The sequence below is a fragment of the Algoriphagus winogradskyi genome (genome assembly GCF_900182815.1).
Lineage (GTDB): Bacteria > Bacteroidota > Bacteroidia > Cytophagales > Cyclobacteriaceae > Algoriphagus > Algoriphagus winogradskyi.
Window position 1 is genome coordinate 185,544 of sequence record NZ_FXUA01000002.1, and the last position, 18,573, is coordinate 204,116.

The following is an 18,573-nucleotide window of genomic DNA, read 5'->3' on the forward strand; positions in this document are numbered from 1 at the left end:
AAGCATGAGAATTTTCTGGATTTTAGGATTGGTATTGATTTTAGCGAGTTGTAAAACCACTAGCAAAACGTCTAGTTCTGCCTCCAGCTATGCGAATTATCAGGAGAACCTTACTGCTTCTCTTCCGGTATACCCGGATTACCGTGCGCAAATGAGCTCCAAATCATCTTTCGAATCCGCAGAATCTACTGAGGCGATCGATGAACAACTTGATCAGATTCAGGCAAGCTTGGTAAGTAAAAATAAGTCTGAGCCATACTTTAATGGCTATTCCGTCTTGGTTTATTCAGGTATTGATCGCAACAAAGCTTTCAAAACCCGTGATGATTTAACCATGAACTTTCCTGATCTGACACCACAAATGCAATACGAACAGCCGAGATATTTGGTGAAAGTTGGAAAGTATGCACACAAAATAGAGGCTCAAAAAAGCTTCGCAGAAGTAAAAACACAATTCCCAACAGCGAGAATTATTCAAGATCGCTTTCAGCGTGAAGAATTCAAGACGCTAAACGAACTCAATCAAGAAGATGTTGAAGGACAAAATTAAATCTCTGGCTAAGGCCTATAAAGAAGAAGTAATTGCAAACCGTCGTCATCTTCATGCAAATCCCGAACTCTCTTTTCAAGAGTTCAATACGGCAAATTTTGTAAAGGAAAAGCTTCAGGAAATCGGAATTACCACGATAGAATCCAAAGCGGATACTGGGTGGGCAGCATTGATTGAAGGCAAAAACCCTAGTAAACGGGTTATAGCTCTTCGAGCGGATATGGACGCACTGCCGATCATTGAGGCAAACGATGTTTCCTATAAATCTAAGAACCCAGGTGTCATGCATGCCTGTGGACATGATGCGCACACTGCCTCTTTATTAGGTGCTGCCAAAATCCTAAATGAAGTCAAAGATGACTTTGAGGGCACAATCAAATTGATTTTTCAACCAGGCGAAGAAGTTGCTCCAGGCGGGGCTTCTTTGATGATTGCTGATAAAGTACTAGAGAATCCACGTCCAAATGGAATAATCGGTCAGCATGTGATGCCTTTTATAGAAGTTGGCAAAGTCGGCTTCCGACCTGGAATTTACATGGCAAGTGCTGATGAAATCTATGTTACGGTGAAAGGTAAAGGTGGTCATGCGGCAATGCCTGAGACCTTGATAGATCCAGTTTTGATCGCTTCCCATATGATTGTTGCTCTGCAGCAAGTGGTAAGTAGAGCCGCAAGCCCTAAGATACCATCTGTGCTTTCTTTCGGTAGAGTGGAGGCATTGGGAGCGACGAATGTGATTCCGAATGAAGTGAAGATTCAAGGTACTTTCCGCACACTAGATGAAGAGTGGCGAGCAAAAGCTCACACGAAAATGCTATCAATTGCTCACGGTATTGTAGAGGGTATGGGTGGAGAAGTAGATTTTGAGATCAAGAAAGGGTATCCATTTTTGAAAAATGATCCTGAACTGACTCATAGATCACATCAGGCGGCAATAGCTTACCTAGGTGAGGAAAATGTACTTGACCTGGATATTTGGATGGCGGCTGAAGATTTTGCTTTCTATTCACAGGAAGTAGAAGGTTGCTTTTACAGATTGGGAACAAGAAATGAGTCCAAAGGAATTACTTCCGGTGTACACACCCCTACATTTGATATTGATGAAGATGCACTGGAGATAGGTGCAGGATTGATGGCATTTTTGGCGGTTTCAGAACTTGAAAAAGCATAACCTTACAATAACCTTCATTTCTCTTTATTGAAGTATCTTCGCCTTTCTCATCCTAGACGAAAATGAAAAAATTCCTTGCTACCGCAATTTTTGTTTTACTTATAGCTACGCAAAGCTTTGCCTGGGGGCAGTTGGGCCACTATTTGATCGGCTATATGGCCGAAAAGCAGATGAAAAGATCTGTTCGAAAGAAGGTCGAGAAAGTTCTATACCCCATGTCTATAGGCAGAAGCGGAACTTGGATGGATGAGATTAAGTCTGACAGATCCTTTGATTATGCTAATTCCTGGCATTATATGACTAGTGTCGCAGGGGAATATGATGAATCCATTCAGGAGAGAGGTGGAAATGTTTATGCCGAAATTAATCGAATTAAACAAGAGCTGAAGGCTGGTGGTCTTGATCCGAAAAAGGAGGCTGAAATGCTTAAAATGCTCATTCATATGGTAGAGGATATTCACCAACCGTTACACGTGGGAACTGGTGAAGACCGTGGTGGAAACGATGTGAAGGTTGATTATTTCGGTAAACCTACGAATCTCCATGCAGTTTGGGATTCCAGTATAATTGAGGGCTGGAATATGAATTATACCGAAATCGGTGATGAACTTTCTAGACGTATTAATAAGGATTTGATTGCTGGATATCGCGCAGATAGGATGGATACCTGGCTTGCAGAAGCAGTTTCCTTGAGACCGATGGTTTACAACCTTCCAGAAAGCAAGAAGCTTTCCTATAATTATGGGTACGATACCCGAGAGGTAATCGAAGAAAGATTAATTGCCGCAAGCATACGCTTGGCAAAGATTTTAGAAGAAATCTACGGGTAGGGATAAAAATATTTCTTTAAATGCCGTGGGACCTGTGTAGGCCAACGGCATTTTTTTGTATTTTAACAGTCATAAACGCTGATAAATGCAAAGACTTTACACCCTAAGTCTCTTCTTTATTCTGATTTGTTCAACAGCTTTTTCTCAGGACCTGAGGAAACGGCTTGGTAGGACCTATTCCAACCCTGACTCTGTCGATATTATTTTCGAACTCGAAAAGAAGAATTTACATTCGGCGAATGACAGCGGGATCTACTATTTTTTTGTCGCTGAAAAGTATAATCGTGCATTTGAGAATGAGATAGCTCATAAGACTTTTCTAAAGAGCGCCTCTCTGCTTGATCCTAAGCTAAGCAATGACTTGATCAGCTTGTGTTATATTCGATTGAATCGTTTGGAGGCAAATTCCGGCAACTGGGATCAAGCTTTATATTACTCACAAAAAGGCTTAGAAAATGCAACTGTCGGACTAGATAGCAATTATATGGGTTATGCCCTGTTGGATATTTCTGTGGTCTATCATGATATGGAGGATTATGCCAAGGGAGTGGAATATGGAAAGAAAGCCCATGAATTGCTCACACATTTTACTAAAGCGAATCCAACTTTTGTAGCCTTTTCCTTAAATGCGATTGGGATAAATTTTGACGATTGGGGCAAGCCGGATTCAGCACTTTATTACCACTATAAGATCTTCGATAACATAGATAAATTAGACAGTTCCAGAATTACGTTTACTTTCAATAATATAGGCAACACACTTCTCAAACAAGAAAAATACAATGAAGCTGAATCCTGGATAAAGACTGCAATAAACCTCAATAGGAAGGATCAGGATCAATATAGTTTGGCAGCTAATTATACCAATTTGGCTACAATTGCCTACAAACTTCGCGACTTCTCAAAAGCGGAGATAATGATGGATTCTGCTTACAAATATGTAGAGGAAAGTCAATCTACGGAGAAAATGCGGGATTACTTGGAGGAGCAATACAGGTTCAATAAGGCGAAGGGAAATCTTGCAAGTGCAATGGATTACCTGGAGCAATATTCCACATTGAAAGATTCCATCTTCAAGGAAGAGCGAGTGAAAATGCTGGGAGAATTGGAGGCAAAGTATCAGGTTCAGACTAAAGAAAGAGAGCTAGCCGAATCACGTGCCGCATTGGTAGAAAATGAGTTACTGGTCAAAAACAGGAACAATCAGATATTACTACTTGTGGTATTTCTATTGATAATTCTAGGCGTAGCCTTTTTCATTTATTATCGTCAAAAAACTAAAAATAAGCACTTGGAGCAGGAAGCTAAGTTGCAGCAAATCTACGCCGAGCAGGAAACTCAAAAGCAGCTTCATGAGCAGCGCAATAGAATTTCCTCAGACCTTCATGATAATATAGGTGCTCAGTTGACTTTCATCGTTTCTTCCTTGGACAATCTAAAATACTTCGAGCTGAGTAAGGAGAAAATGGCGGGGAAAATTGACCAGATATCTGCCTTTACAGTGGAGACGGTTAATGAGCTCCGTGATACCATCTGGGCAATGAATAAGGATAATATCAGCTTGGGTGATTTACAGACTAGATTAGCAGGTTTGATCGCAAAAGCAAAGTCTGCCTGTCCTCAAATCAATTTTGAGCTGGAAATTCCTGATGACTTAGAAATGGACTTGTTACTCAATTCTATGGAAGGAGTGAATTACTATCGCGTGGCTCAGGAAGCTTTGAATAATGCTATCAAGCACTCTGGAGCAAGTCAAATTAAAATTGTTTTTTCTAAGCATAATGAGCAAATCCGTGTTTGCATCGAAGATAACGGCAAAGGCATACATCAAGCAGGGATTGGAAATGGCCTAGCTAATATGCGTAATCGTGCTGAGCGAATCGGGAGAGAATTGAAAATTGAATCTGCCCTTGGTCAAGGCACACAAGTTTGTATCTTTTAGGTGCTTTTTAAAACCTATTATCAATGTCAATAAAAATAGCAATCGCCGAGGACAACAGTTTTCTGCTCAAAACCATCTTAGAAAAACTTTCATTTTTTGAAAATATTGAAGTGAAATTCTCTGCTTTTAATGGCTTGGAGCTGTTGGAAAAATTGGAGAAAGACTCAAATGTTCACTTGATTCTGATGGATATAGAAATGCCAAAGATGAATGGAATTGAGGCCGTCGCGCAGGTTTCCCAGAAATATCCACAGATCAAAACCATCATGTTGACGGTGTTTGATGACGATGAGCATATTTTCAAAGCAATTCAGGCCGGTGCAAATGGCTATTTCTTGAAAGAGGTGGACCCAAAAACGTTAATGCAGGGAATCATAGATACCTTAGAAGGAGGAGCAGCAATGACTCCTTCAGTAGCAATGAAGGCTTTAAAACTTCTGCGTAATCCTCCGGATTTTTCAGAACCGGTGGAGGAGATCAAGTTGACGCCGCGAGAAATCGAGATCTTGGAGCAGACATCAAAAGGTTTGAATTACAATCAGATCGGTGAAAATTTGTTTATCTCTCCGAAAACTGTCCGAAAGCACACGGAGAATATCTACCAGAAATTGCAGGTTCACAGCAAGCTCGAAGCAGTGCAGAAGGCGGTTAAGAATCGGATAATTGAGGGGTGATGTAAATTTAAAATTGCTAATTAAGGAATTTAAAATGTGTAGACGCTGCCTTGTTTCACCTATCTAATTCTTCATTTTAAATTCAATCATTACTTTCTTACATCCCTTCAAACAACCCGCCCATTCCCTGAGCTGGTTTAATTTTCAAGTGCTTATAAGCCAATTCAGTTGCCATTCTACCACGTGCTGTTCTTTTCAAATAGCCTTCTTGGATCAAAAAAGGCTCATACACTTCCTCGATGGTTTCCGCTTCCTCACTGCATGCAGTAGCGATCGTACTTAGTCCAACTGGCCCGCCTTTGAATTTTTCAATTATAGTCAGCAGAATTCGGTTATCCATTTCGTCCAAGCCATTCATATCTACATCCAGTGCATCCAAAGCGATTTTGGAAATCTCCAGTGTAATCGTTCCGTTGCCTTTTACTTCTGCAAAATCACGTGTTCTTCGAAGCAACATGTTCGCAATTCTGGGTGTTCCCCTACTCCTTCTGGCTATTTCATATGCTGCAATTTCATCGATTGGCGTATTCAAAATCCCGGAAGAACGCATGACTATATCTGTCAATAGCTTAGCATCGTAATATTCCAATCTGGAATTGATCCCAAATCTGGCACGGAGCGGTGAAGTCAACAGACCAGAGCGAGTAGTCGCCCCGATGAGGGTAAATGGACTGAGAGAAATCTGAACCGAACGGGCATTAGGACCAGAATCCAACATGATATCGATCCGGAAATCCTCCATCGCCGAATACAGGTATTCTTCCACAATAGGGTTTAGCCTGTGGATTTCATCTATAAATAGCACATCACCTTCATCCAGATTGGTAAGTAAACCTGCCAAATCAGAGGGTTTATCAAGTACTGGTCCCGAGGTGATTTTTAGGCCAGCATTCAGCTCATTTGCGATAATGTGACTCAACGTTGTTTTGCCCAAGCCTGGAGGGCCATGCAGCAACACGTGATCCAATGGCTCATTTCTGTTTTTTGCAGCCAGTACAAATACCCGTAAATTCTCTACGATCTTGAACTGCCCCGTAAAATCCTCAAAGCTTAAGGGTCTTAATGCTTTCTCGAAATCCTTGTCTTTTGGGCTTAGACTTTCGTCATCGCCACTTAAATAATCTTCTCTCATAGTTTGTCCGTACGCACACAAATATAGAAAAATACGAACGCCTTCTTCTCCCTTTTTGAATTGCTAGCTTTCCTGCGAAACCAAAAAATAAGCCTTAAATTTGCCCTCAAATTCATAAGCTCATGCGCCCTAACGCCCGTAAAAACATCATTTATTCCATTGTTCTTCTAGTTGCTATTATGCTGGTTTACTCCTGGCGCAATCGTGACAAGACCGAGACAGAATTAACGGAAACTACAGTTGCGGTTGCTGGGAAAATGACTCTTTCGGGTAAAACCATGGGGACAACTTATAACATCACCTATCTGGATGAGGAAAGCCGCGATTTACAAAATTCTATCGATTCACTTCTGGTGGTTTTCAATCAAAGCCTTTCTACTTACATCCCAGACTCCGAACTAAGCCAGTTTAATCAAGGAGACACGCTGGATTTTAACTTGCCCTATTTACTTCCGGTATTGCAGCAGTCTAAGGTTGTTTTCGACAATACAAATGGAGCTTTTGATCCGACTGTAGGACCTCTTGTTAATATCTGGGGATTTGGACCAAGCGGACCAGAGCTGAAAGACAGTGTGGATATCAAAAACCTGCTCACTACTGTTGGCTTTTCAAAAATAGAGTTTGATCAAAAGCAGCTTCGCAAAAAAGTGTCAGGTATTTACCTGGATTTTTCTGCTATCGCAAAAGGCTATGGGTCCGATGTAGTTGCTGAGTTTTTGAAAAATAAAGGAGTATCAAATTACCTGGTGGAAATCGGAGGCGAGCTTGTGGCTAACGGGACAAACGAAAAAGGTGAGCTTTGGAAAGTCGGTGTTAATCGCCCAGAGGAATCCGCCAATGCCTCAGACTTGATCAGTATCATCGCTTTGCAAAATCGTGGAATGGCTACTTCGGGAAACTATAGAAATTACTATGTGCGTGATTCTGTAAAAATCTCACATACCATCAACCCTGCCACAGGTTATCCTGTTAATCATACGTTGCTCAGTGCGACTGTTTTGGCCGATAATTGCATGACTGCAGATGCCTATGCTACGGCAATGATGGTGATGGGAAAAGACAAAGCCATCGCCTTGGATTCTGCACTTAGTGAAATAGAAGTATTCTTGATTTACGATGATGGGCAAGGAGGATTTAAGACTTTTGCAAGTGAAAGCTTAAAGCCATTCTTGTCTTTTGTACAGGAAAATTAATTTTAAATGCAACATTATTGAATTTTATTACCTTTGCCTGAGTTATCACTTTCTCCTTTTCAATAGAAAAAAGAAAAGTAACTCAGGCCGATGGAATTCAAATTTTTACTTTTATTTCTCACAGCAATGATCTCCGGATCATTGGTGTTTTTCGCTCCCAATTTCAGAGAGAAATATTTCCGTCTGGTTCTGGTATTTGCAGGTTCCTATCTCTTTGCGATTACCATTCTCCATATTTTGCCCGAACTCTTTGACAGTGGATTTTCCAGTAAAAGAATGGGTCTATACATTCTGATCGGATTTTTGCTACAGCAATTGCTGGAATTCTGGTCCAGTGGCGTTGAGCATGGGCATATTCACGCACATGTGCATCAGGGCAGCAAAGCGATGATGACCATTATGGTAGGCTTGTTTATTCATGCTTTTCTGGAGGGTACGTTGCTTTCCCATGGAGAATTGATGGATCAAGGAGAGCATGTCCTTGGTCATGTGCACAATAGCAAAACGGTGTTACTGGGGATAATTCTACACAAAGGTCCTGCGGCATTTGCACTCGCAGCGGTGCTTTCCAGTTCTTTGAGTAAAAAGACAACTTTACTATTACTGACGCTTTTTGCCTTGGCTTCACCGCTTGGGATGATGTCAAGTTCATTTTTATTTGAAAGTGGAATTCTCGAAAAACAAGGAATAGGAATTTTATACGGTTTAGTAGCAGGAGGTTTTTTGCATATTTCTACCACGATCTTTTTTGAAAGCAGCCCTCATCACAAGTTTCAGCTCAACAAATTGTTAGTGAGTTTTCTCGCTGCTGGTCTGGCAATTCTGTCAGAGTTTTTTATGAAATGATTAGCTCTTTATAGCACTCATTTTTGAAGGTTTAATTCACAATTGTATCTGCTAAGTTTGTCAGAACTTAGTATTTTCTTCCAATACGGCTAGTTTTTGAATATTTCACAGAAAACAGTTTGCATTCCTACGGTTGCATTGACTAGTTTCAAGGGATTATTACGTTCTCAACCTAAATCCCAAAATATGCCCACACACAATGACAAAATGAAAGCTTACTGGAGGAAAAACCTCCAAACACTTTTTATACTCTTACTCGTCTGGTTTATCGTTTCTTTCGGCTGCGGCATTCTTTTCGTCAATGAACTTAATGAATTTCGACTTGGCGGATACAAGCTTGGATTCTGGTTTGCCCAGCAAGGATCAATTTTCGCTTTTGTGATTCTGATTTTTGTCTATGTAGTTCGGATGAACAGGTTGGATAGGGAATTTGATGTGGACGAGGAATAACTTTTTAAGCTAAAAAACTATGGAAATTTTAACCTGGACCTACATTCTAGTAGGCTTATCTTTCGCACTTTATATTGGCATTGCTATCTGGTCTAGAGCTGGATCTACCCAAGAATTTTACGTTGCTGGTGGAGGCGTTTCACCTTTGGCAAACGGCATGGCAACCGCTGCAGACTGGATGTCTGCCGCTTCCTTTATCTCTATGGCTGGCATCATTTCCTTTGCGGGATATGATGGCTCGGTTTATTTGATGGGCTGGACTGGTGGGTACGTTTTGCTTGCACTTCTACTCGCTCCTTATCTTCGGAAATTCGGAAAATTCACTGTTCCGGACTTTGTGGGAGACCGATATTATTCTAAAACTGCTAAGGTGGTTGCAGTGATCTGCGCTTTATTTATCTCCTTCACCTATGTGGCTGGGCAAATGCGGGGAGTTGGAATCGTTTTTTCCAGATACTTGGAAGTTCCTATCGAATGGGGTGTGGTCATCGGGATGTGCATAGTTTTCTTCTATGCTGTTTTGGGTGGAATGAAAGGCATCACGTACACGCAAGTAGCTCAGTATTGTGTGTTGATCTTCGCGTATATGGTGCCTGCGATCTTCATTTCTATGCAGCTGACAGGAAATGCGATTCCTCAACTTGGTCTGGGAGGATCTGTAGCAGATGGAACTCCGCTTCTCGATAAATTAGATGGAGTGCTCACTGAGCTTGGTTTTGCTGCTTATACTTCCGGAAGGAAAAGTATCACGGACATGTTTATGATCACGTTGGCTTTGATGGTGGGGACGGCTGGTTTGCCACATGTGATTGTTCGCTTTTTCACCGTCCCTAGAGTAAAAGATGCAAGACTTTCTGCGGGCTATGCTTTGGTATTTATTGCTATTCTATACACCACTGCTCCTGCGATAGCTGCATTTGGAATGTATAATGCTATAGAAACAACTTCAGAGAAGAATATTTCTGAGCTTCCAGAGTGGATTGCCACTTGGCAAAAAACAGACCTGATCAAAGTAGATGATAAGAATGGAGATGGGAAAGTCCAGTATGTCGCGGATCAGGATGCAAACGAGCTGACGATTGATAGAGATATTATGGTGTTGGCAAGTCCGGAGATTGCCAAGCTTCCAAACTGGGTAGTCGGATTGGTAGCTGCTGGAGCGATGGCAGCTGCACTATCTACAGCTGCTGGGTTATTATTGGTGATTTCTACTTCAGTTTCCAGAGACTTATTTAAGACTTTCAGACCTGAGATTTCTGATAAAAAAGAGCTGAGAATTGCACGTTTTGCAGCTGCTGGAGCAGTACTTCTTGCAGGATATTTCGGAGTGAATCCTCCTGGGTTTGTCGCTCAGGTGGTGGCCTTTGCATTTGGCTTAGCGGCCGCATCCTTTTTCCCGGTAATTATCATGGGTATTTTCTCTACGAGAATAAACAAAGAAGGCGCTATTGCTGGCATGATTACCGGCTTGGTATTTACAATTGCCTATATCGTTTATTTCAAATTTATCAGCCCAGAGATGAATACTGCGGATAATTGGTGGTTTGGAGTGTCTCCAGAAGGAATTGGGTCTATAGGAATGATCCTTAATTTTCTAGTATGTGGTATTATTTCTCACTTGACCCCCCCGCCACCTCAGGAGGTACAGGACATGGTAGAGGAAATAAGGATCCCACGTGGTGCTGGAAAGGCACAGGATCATTAAATTAGTAGATATTTTACCCAGATTTGAAAACAATAAACCAAACATAAAATGAGTGACAGAATACATACCCTCAGTGGATACCTCTACGAATACCAAAAAAGTGTAACTCAGCCTGAAGAGTTTTGGGCTAGAATTGCAGATTCATTTCATTGGAGAAAACGCTGGTCTAAGGTATTGAAATGGAACTTCGACGAGCCTGATGTAAAGTGGTTTTTGAATGCAAAACTCAACATCACGGAGAATATTTTTGAACGCCACCTATTTACTATTGGAGATCGCCCAGCAATAATCTGGGAGGCAAATGATCCTAATGAAGCAGGTAGGACGCTAACTTACCGAGAGCTTTTTTATGAAGTAAATCGCTTTGCAAATGCGCTGAAAAGGAAAGGAATAGGTAAAGGGGATAAGGTAATTATTTACATGCCAATGGTGCCGGAAGCTGCTATTGCAATGCTTGCCTGTGCCAGAATAGGTGCAATTCACTCCGTTGTCTTTGCTGGTTTTTCCAGTTCAGCTTTAGCAGATAGAGTAAATGATTGCGAGGCAAAAGCAATTTTAACTTCTGATGGGAATTTCCGTGGCAGCAAGAAAATAGCCGTGAAAGCAGTCGTAGATGAGGCTTTAGAGAAATCATCAGTAGAAACAGTAATTGTTTACGAGCGAACCAAACAAGAAGTGACCATGAAAGAGGGTCGCGATTTCTGGTGGCATGATGTGATAGCTGAGGAGTCTCAGGAATGTGCTGCGGAAGAAATGGACAGTGAAGACATGCTTTTCATACTCTATACTTCTGGTTCTACTGGTAAGCCAAAAGGCGTGGTTCACACGACAGGAGGATACATGGTTTATTCTCAGTATTCCTTTGACAACGTATTCCAATATTCCGAAGGGGATGTGTATTGGTGCACTGCGGATGTCGGCTGGATTACTGGACATTCCTACATAGTTTACGGGCCACTTTTGGCCGGTGCTACTACGCTAATGTTTGAGGGGGTTCCGACTTTTCCAGATTGTGGAAGATTTTGGGCTGTAGTGGAAAAGCACAAAGTGAATGTGTTCTACACCGCCCCTACGGCCATAAGAGCATTACAAGCATATGGAACAGTAGAGATTGAAAAATATGACCTAAGCTCTCTGAAGGTACTTGGTTCGGTGGGTGAGCCTATTAACGAAGAAGCGTGGCATTGGTACCACACACACATCGGTAAAAATAAATGCCCTATTGTGGATACTTGGTGGCAAACGGAAACTGGGGGAATCATGGTATCTCCGATTGCGGGAATCACTCCTACCAAACCCGCTTTTGCTACTCTTCCACTTCCTGGAGTTCAACTTTGTATCGTAGACCCAGAAGGAAACGAATTAACGGGGAATTCTGTGGAGGGAAATCTCTGCATTAAGTTCCCATGGCCATCCATGATACGAACCACTTATGGTGACCATGAGCGTTGCAAGCAAACTTATTTCTCGACTTACAAGGGAATGTACTTTACTGGTGATGGCGTGAAACGTGATCATGACGGATATTATAGAATTCTTGGCCGTGTAGACGATGTGATCAATGTGTCTGGCCATAGAATGGGAACTGCAGAAGTGGAAAATGCGATTAATGAGCATCCAAAGGTGATTGAATCCGCAGTGGTTGGTTATCCACATGAGGTCAAAGGTCAAGGAATCTATGCTTATGTAATTGCTGATTTGACTAATCGTACGGAGGATAATCTGATCAATGAGATCAAGGAAATGGTTTCTAAGATAATCGGCCCAATTGCCAAACCGGATAAAATCCAGTTGGTTCCAGGGCTCCCAAAAACGCGATCTGGGAAAATTATGCGCAGAATCCTACGCAAAGTGGCTGAAGGATCACTTGATAATATGGGCGATACGAGCACGCTGCTTGATCCAGATGTCGTGAAGCAGATTATTGAAGGGAAAAAGTAAATTTGGAACCAAAACTTCCAAGCCAAGAGCCAAGATCTTAGAATGAAGAGTCTTGGCTCTTTTTTTAATCTTTGGGAGAAGAATCATCCTGCTCTTCGTCGATTTGAATAGATGACACAATAGAATCAGCAGAGTCCATTTCTTGCTTGTAGAAGTTGTGAACACCCACCATGAAGGCCACAATCAAGGCCCAAACTAATCGGCGGGCAGGTCTTAAAAATTTGCGAAATGGTATAATTGGCATTGATTTACATGAATTTACCAATTATTATTCCATTTAATCAAGCTGTCTACATGGCAGAGAATCCAAGTTTCGCTGTTCTATTCTATCTCATTTCCACTTCACATCCACTTCTCCACTGGCTTTCATATGAATTACCAATTCTTTCGCCATTGGGTAAAATCCGGAAGGCTGAATAGTGAGGTCAGCAATTTTTAAATTAAGGATTGGGGTACTAAGACCCAATCGTTCTGTGATACTCCCGAAGCTTTCTTCCAAAACATCCCCAATAGGGAAAATGGCTCTGTCTTCGATTCTACGAATAATCTTGCGTTTTTTCAATCCAACTCCAGTCTGCGCTCCAAAGCTTCCCGTTTCCATTTTAAAGTTGATATCTTCAAATTTGAGGCTTTGAGAATCTGGATCATATGCTGGTTTTCCTACTACAAATAGTGTCCCGCTGACCGTTTTTCCATTGGTCTGCTCGGCCTTGAAGTCCATATTTATAGCTAATAAATCTCCGAAAGCTTGGGTACTGATATTGGAGGGAATCATTGTAGTCTTTTTATCCACTCGAAATGCTTTCCCATCCAAATTTTGCTGCAAGAGCTCATCCAGAGTGGAATAGCTCACACCTAGAGGAATGAGTATTTCTAGCTCATTTGCTGAGTTTTCATTCGAGCTGAGACCAGGAAGTGGAAATGCTCGAGTTGGCGCAGCATCAGCAGGATGAGAATTTACTTTCCCATCCATTCCTAGCCAGAGGTTATAATTCTGGTCAGCATCAAAAAACTCATTTATTTTTACCTGCTGAGGTTGGATGGAAAATGCAGTATTTCCTCCAATCCAATCTATGGAAAAAGGCTTCCCGACCTGGGCCCAGGCTAAATCCACTAGAGTTTTCAAACTTGCTATTTCCTTTCCGTCAGTAAGATTTACATTACCCCATTTTTGTAATTCCTTACTAAGTAGGCCACTTAGATCCACCTTCATTCCTAATACATCTATGGCTAAATTTCCTCCCAGCTCTACCAATTCAAAGCTTTCAGCACCGATTCCCCAATTAGCATTGATCACAGGGTCAATAATAAAAACAGGTGAAAAATCTTCATTCAGAGGCAATTTGGACTGAAATAAGCTTCCCAGCCCTTTCGGCTTGAGACCTAATTCTCCGACTACATTTATTGGGACAGTCAATTGAATTCGCTGACTATCCAGAGCCGTCCATTTGATGGTTCCATTTCTCTTGAGTTCTAAATCACCAGTAATTCCACTTCCCATGTCCATTCCTTTTTCTTGGAGTAAAGTAGTGGGGATTTGACTATTCAATAATTTGGTCAAAGTTTCCTTTGGGATTTTCAACGGCACATTTACTCCTGCTGAAGCAATAGGCGGAGGTGTGGATGGTCCTGGATTTGCAGCAGGATTTATGCTTTTGCAGGAAAACAAGGCAAAACCAATTAAAGCAATAGGTAAAGAAAGGTTTATAAATCTCCGGTGGAACTGTAATTTCATAATTGAAGTTTGGTTTTCAATGGTGATCTATCCTCTACAACTATTGCCCCAAAAATAAAAATTCGAGAATATGAATTGGAATAAACTTACTGAAGCTGGCCAAATCGAAGAAATAAAGTCTTTGAGCAAGGAAAAACCTGTTTTGATTTTTAAGCACAGCACGAGCTGCTCGATCAGTAGCATGTCTATGGATCGTTTGACCCGAAAATGGCAAACCTCCGATAATGAGAAAGTGGAGCCTTATTACTTGGATTTGATTGCCAATAGAGAATTGTCGAATCAGGTCGCAAGAGAATTTGGTGTACCGCATGAATCTCCGCAAGTTTTGTTGATCAAAAGCGGAAATGTCATCTATGACAACAGCCACTTTGGAATCTCTTATGCAGACCTAATGGGAAAAATTTAGTTTTTTGATTTTTAAATGGTTTTTACACCATTTATCCGCTTGAACATCCATTCTTATTTTTCTTAAGATGCTGAATAAACCTTTGACATTGCTTATCAGTCAAAGTGTTAGAAATTCGCATAATTATGAAAAAACACTACCTAGTTATAGTTCTGATTTTTAGCCTATTAATGAGCTATACAGCTTATGGACAACGGCCTACAGGTGAAGACCGTCCGGAAAGAAAATTCACTGGTACCGTCATGGATGGAGCTACTAAGACGCCGATGGCAGGAGCAAATGTCCTGATTAAAACAGTGACAGATTCTCTTCTGGCAGGCACGGTAACTGACGCCAAGGGGCAATTTGAAATCGCTAGACCAAGAATACCTTCAGTAAAAATAGAAATCAAGTTCATTGGTTATGAAACCATTTCCAAAGTCCATACTGGGCGAGAATCTGTAGAACTTGGGGTATTGACTCTTGTAGAAGATGCGCAGGTTTTAGGCGAAGTCATTATCGAAGGTCAAAGTCCATTAGGTGAAATGAGGGGCGATACGACTTCCTTCAATGCCAGTGCATTTAAGACAAAAGAAAATGGAATGGCAGAAGACCTTGTAAGGAAATTACCAGGGGTAACAATCCAAAATGGTCAGGTACAGGCGCAGGGAGAAAATGTTCAAAAGATATTGGTTGATGGGAGAGAATTTTTCGGCTCTGACCCAAATATTGCATTGAGAAACTTGCCAGCAGATGCTATTGACCGCGTGGAAGTGTTGGATCAGAGATCGGACCAAAGCCGGTTGACTGGTTTTGATGATGGTACGTATACAAAGACTATCAACATTATATTAAGAGAAGATCGGAAAAATGGACAATTCGGAAGAGCGTATGCCGGCTACGGGACAGACGATAGATATAGCGCCGGAGGAAGCTTAAATCTTTTCAATGGTGACAGAAGGGTTTCTATTCTTGGATTATTTAACAATATCAACCAGCAGAATTTCTCCAGTGATGATCTTGCAGGCGTTAATGCTAATGCATCTGGCGGTGGCGGAAGAGGTCGTGGTGGATTTGGTGGAGGAAACAGTAATTTCTACGGAGGAAATGACATTGGAACTATTACTACAAACGCTATGGGTCTTAACTATAGTGATAAATGGGGTTCTAAAGTCAATTTCACCGGCAGCTATTTTTTCAACAATACACAGAATACTCTAAGACAAATCACTAATCGTCAAACGGTAATTAATGAAAGCACTACCCAGAATTATCAGGAAAACCTGATCAATTCGGTGGAGAACTTCAATCACCGGGCAAATGCAAGAATTGAAGCAGATTTAAATGAGAAAAACTCCCTGATCATAACCCCTAATATTTCCTTTCAGACGAGCAACACCTTTAATGACAGAGATGCCTTGACTTTAGCCAATGGTACCGATTCGCTTTCTTCACTTCGTTCTATTACCAATGCTACTAACAGCTCATACAGTTTAGGCAATAATATTACCTACAGATACAAGTTTGATAAAAAAGGAAGAACCCTATCGACTGATATCAATACATCTTGGAGCAATAGAGATCAAGATTCTGAGCTTTCTGCTGCTAGTAAAGACTATGGTAGAAATCAATTAGATACGACCCTACAAGAAACGTATTTACTATCTAAGGGATTTAATTATAGGGTAAATGCAACTTTAACAGAACCTCTAAGCGAAAAATCAATCGCTACATTGGGTTATCAGATCGGAAACAATAAGACTGATTCAGATCAAAAAACGAGAGTGCTCAATGCTGACAATATCCCTGTTTTGGATACTGCCTTGAGTAATGAATTTATTAACAAGTTTGTCACGCAAAGATTACGTACGGGTTATGCATACAATAATGCAGGATGGAATTTGAGCGCAAACTTGGATTATCAATATGCAAAACTGGACAACGAGGCTTTTTTCCCAACAGAAGGGGTATTCGTACGTGATTTCAATAACCTACTTCCTAGCGCAAGTGTGAGCTATAGAAATAGAGAAACAGGTATGAACTTCCGGGTGAGGTATAGAACCAGCACAGATGAACCATCCGTATCCCAGCTTCAGAATGTGGTGAATAATCAAAACCCGCTGAGCCTTAGTGTAGGTAATCCGAATCTTGCTCAGAGCTATCAGAACAGTATCTTTGCCAATATTGGTAGGTTTAATATGGAGAAAAATAAAAGCTTCTTCATGTTTGTAAACCTTTCTACAACTAAGAATAACATCGGTAACAGTACGTATATAGCTTCTCAAGATACTTTAATCAATAACGAAATTCTGCTTCGTCCTGGAGGGCAAATCTCCATGCCTGTCAATTTGGATGGGGCTATGAATAGTACTGTTTTTGTGAGCTATGGTACACCTTTGAAGGGAATCAAAACCAATATGAACTTGAACACACGTATTGGATTTAACAGATCTCCCGGTATGATTAACGGTGAGAAAAACATCAATGATAACATTAACTTAGGTCAGGGGATTACTTTTACTTCAAACATCAGTAAGAACTTAGATTTTACCATTAGCACTACCGGTACCTATACTATTGTTAACTCAAGTTTGCAGGAAAGTCTGGAAAACAATTACTACGTACAAGAATCAAATCTTCGCTTGTACTATTCACCAAATGACGGAAAGTTATTTATGGGAAATACAATCAACAATAGCTTGTATCGCGGACTTTCCGAGGGATTTGATCAGTCTGTTTGGCTATGGAATATAGAAGCTGGGTACAGATTTGCCAAAAACAATAAGGCTGAGCTAAAAGTCGTAATCTTCGATTTGCTCAATCAGAACAACAGCATCTCCCGTACAATCTCAGATGTGTCAGTATCCGATGTTTATACCAATGTATTGACTCGTTATGGCTTGCTGACATTCACGTATATCTTGGGTAACTTCAAGCAGCCGGAAAACGACGGTGGGCAGATGCCTTGGAGAGGTGGACCTCCAAGAGGTGGAAGAACTTGGTAAGTTCTTAAATACGAACTTTGAATTAAGATTTGCGGGATCAAATGATCTTCAAACCGACTGGATATTTTCAGTCGGTTTTTTTATTATCAATAGTATCCTATCCTTTTTTTGACTCTGTACTGATCAATAGTCTAAATTCTAGTGTACGAGTGAATGAAGCTACAAACGAAATCTACGGACTGACCAGAGACGAAGATCCAGAGATTGCTGTTTTCAAATTCTCCGGGAGCTTTTCTGACAAAATTTTTTTGCCAATCACATCTCCAAAAAAATAGAGTTGAGGATTATTAACTACCGGCTACGGGAGAAGCAGGCTAACAAAAGTTTAGCGCCCTCCGCGAAAAACTTTGTGCGCTCTGCGGCTAAAAAATTCACAAAAAAACCGACCCCTTACGGAGCCGGTTTAGCAATTGAGCAACCAGCAACAATTACATTTTAGGAAGAACCACAGAATCTACTGAGTGGATCACTCCATTTGATTGCCATACATCCGCAATAGTCACTTTAGATTCTCCACCGTTTTCGTCTGTGATATAAAGGTCTTTGCCTTTCATCCAAGCAGTTAATTTTCCGCCTTGAACTGTAGTAAGTACAGCCTTACCATTTCCTTTTTTGATCGCAGCAGCGATTTCTTTGGATCCCATTTTACCAGCTACTACGTGGTAAGTAAGTACTGCTTGCAGTGTAGCTTTGTTTTCTGGCTTCAAAAGTGTCTCTACCGTTCCTTTTGGAAGCTTATCGAAAGCCATATTATCAGGAGCAAAAACTGTAAATGGACCTTTTCCTTGAAGCGTCTCTACTAAACCAGCTGCTTTTACAGCTGCTACTAGGGTGGTGTGATCAGCAGAATTCACTGCATTTTCGACTATATTTTTTGATGGATACATTTCTGCGCCACCTACCATTTTTGTTTTTTCCATTTGAGCAAAAGCTAGGTTTGCAGAAAGAAAAATAAAGGCTGCGAAAGCCACTTTGAAGAAATTTTGAATTTTCATGATCTTGTTAGTTTGATGA

Annotated in this window: 16 protein-coding genes; 12 read left to right on the forward strand and 4 right to left on the reverse strand. The window is 41.0% G+C overall.

What is annotated here, in order from left to right; all coding sequences use genetic code 11:
* The first annotated feature begins 4 nt into the window (after nucleotides 1–4).
* The 5 genes from QOL76_RS05165 to QOL76_RS05185 all read left to right on the forward strand — a co-directional run bounded on the left by QOL76_RS05165 (nucleotide 5) and on the right by QOL76_RS05185 (nucleotide 5,167).
* Nucleotides 5–550, forward strand: a complete 546-nt coding sequence (locus QOL76_RS05165; protein ID WP_283411964.1) for a hypothetical protein — start codon at nucleotides 5–7, stop codon at nucleotides 548–550.
* Nucleotides 531–1,721, forward strand: a complete 1,191-nt coding sequence (locus QOL76_RS05170; RefSeq protein WP_283411965.1) for a M20 metallopeptidase family protein — start codon at nucleotides 531–533, stop codon at nucleotides 1,719–1,721. Before QOL76_RS05165 ends, QOL76_RS05170 begins: the two co-directional genes overlap by 20 nt.
* Before the next feature lie 62 nt (nucleotides 1,722–1,783).
* Nucleotides 1,784–2,551 carry a S1/P1 nuclease gene (locus QOL76_RS05175; RefSeq protein WP_283411966.1) on the forward strand — a complete coding sequence of 256 codons (768 nt, stop codon included), beginning with the start codon at nucleotides 1,784–1,786 and terminating at the stop codon, nucleotides 2,549–2,551.
* A gap of 85 nt (nucleotides 2,552–2,636) precedes the next feature.
* A complete protein-coding gene (locus QOL76_RS05180; RefSeq protein WP_283411967.1) occupies nucleotides 2,637–4,493 on the forward strand; it encodes a tetratricopeptide repeat-containing sensor histidine kinase in 1,857 nt (618 codons plus the stop codon).
* A gap of 23 nt (nucleotides 4,494–4,516) precedes the next feature.
* Nucleotides 4,517–5,167 carry a response regulator transcription factor gene (locus tag QOL76_RS05185; protein ID WP_283411968.1) on the forward strand — a complete coding sequence of 217 codons (651 nt, stop codon included), beginning with the start codon at nucleotides 4,517–4,519 and terminating at the stop codon, nucleotides 5,165–5,167.
* 97 nt (nucleotides 5,168–5,264) lie between these two features.
* Here QOL76_RS05185 and ruvB read toward each other — a convergent pair whose 3' ends face one another.
* Nucleotides 5,265–6,299 (reverse strand): Holliday junction branch migration DNA helicase RuvB, encoded by a 1,035-nt coding sequence (ruvB, locus tag QOL76_RS05190; RefSeq protein ID WP_283411969.1) that lies wholly within the window; start codon nucleotides 6,297–6,299, stop codon nucleotides 5,265–5,267.
* Nucleotides 6,300–6,421: 122 nt separating this feature from the next.
* Between ruvB and QOL76_RS05195 the strand changes: the two genes are divergently transcribed.
* The 5 genes from QOL76_RS05195 to acs all read left to right on the forward strand — a co-directional run bounded on the left by QOL76_RS05195 (nucleotide 6,422) and on the right by acs (nucleotide 12,434).
* The gene (locus QOL76_RS05195) at nucleotides 6,422–7,492 is read left to right on the forward strand and encodes an FAD:protein FMN transferase (RefSeq protein ID WP_283411970.1); all 1,071 of its coding nucleotides are present in this window, start codon (nucleotides 6,422–6,424) and stop codon (nucleotides 7,490–7,492) included.
* Between the two features lie 90 nt (nucleotides 7,493–7,582).
* Nucleotides 7,583–8,338 carry a ZIP family metal transporter gene (locus QOL76_RS05200; protein WP_283411971.1) on the forward strand — a complete coding sequence of 252 codons (756 nt, stop codon included), beginning with the start codon at nucleotides 7,583–7,585 and terminating at the stop codon, nucleotides 8,336–8,338.
* 186 nt (nucleotides 8,339–8,524) lie between these two features.
* On the forward strand, nucleotides 8,525–8,788 hold the full coding sequence (locus QOL76_RS05205) for a DUF4212 domain-containing protein (RefSeq protein ID WP_283411972.1): 264 nt from the start codon (nucleotides 8,525–8,527) through the stop codon (nucleotides 8,786–8,788).
* 19 nt (nucleotides 8,789–8,807) lie between these two features.
* Nucleotides 8,808–10,493, forward strand: a complete 1,686-nt coding sequence (locus QOL76_RS05210) for a sodium:solute symporter family protein (RefSeq protein ID WP_283411973.1) — start codon at nucleotides 8,808–8,810, stop codon at nucleotides 10,491–10,493.
* A 48-nt stretch (nucleotides 10,494–10,541) separates the two neighbouring features.
* Entirely contained in the window at nucleotides 10,542–12,434 is a 1,893-nt protein-coding gene (acs, locus tag QOL76_RS05215) for an acetate--CoA ligase (protein WP_283411974.1), read from the forward strand.
* A 64-nt stretch (nucleotides 12,435–12,498) separates the two neighbouring features.
* On the opposite strand, the gene QOL76_RS05220 is transcribed toward acs, so the two are convergent.
* Both QOL76_RS05220 and QOL76_RS05225 read right to left on the reverse strand, forming a co-directional pair.
* Entirely contained in the window at nucleotides 12,499–12,678 is a 180-nt protein-coding gene (locus QOL76_RS05220; RefSeq protein ID WP_283411975.1) for a hypothetical protein, read from the reverse strand.
* 87 nt (nucleotides 12,679–12,765) lie between these two features.
* Nucleotides 12,766–14,169, reverse strand: a complete 1,404-nt coding sequence (locus QOL76_RS05225) for a DUF4403 family protein (protein ID WP_283411976.1) — start codon at nucleotides 14,167–14,169, stop codon at nucleotides 12,766–12,768.
* 70 nt (nucleotides 14,170–14,239) lie between these two features.
* Between QOL76_RS05225 and ytxJ the strand changes: the two genes are divergently transcribed.
* Both ytxJ and QOL76_RS05235 read left to right on the forward strand, forming a co-directional pair.
* Nucleotides 14,240–14,575 (forward strand): bacillithiol system redox-active protein YtxJ, encoded by a 336-nt coding sequence (gene ytxJ, locus QOL76_RS05230; RefSeq protein ID WP_283411977.1) that lies wholly within the window; start codon nucleotides 14,240–14,242, stop codon nucleotides 14,573–14,575.
* 125 nt (nucleotides 14,576–14,700) lie between these two features.
* On the forward strand, nucleotides 14,701–17,559 hold the full coding sequence (locus QOL76_RS05235; protein WP_283411978.1) for a TonB-dependent receptor: 2,859 nt from the start codon (nucleotides 14,701–14,703) through the stop codon (nucleotides 17,557–17,559).
* A 428-nt stretch (nucleotides 17,560–17,987) separates the two neighbouring features.
* Here QOL76_RS05235 and QOL76_RS05240 read toward each other — a convergent pair whose 3' ends face one another.
* Nucleotides 17,988–18,554, reverse strand: a complete 567-nt coding sequence (locus tag QOL76_RS05240; protein ID WP_283411979.1) for a fasciclin domain-containing protein — start codon at nucleotides 18,552–18,554, stop codon at nucleotides 17,988–17,990.
* Nucleotides 18,555–18,573: the final 19 nt, after the last annotated feature.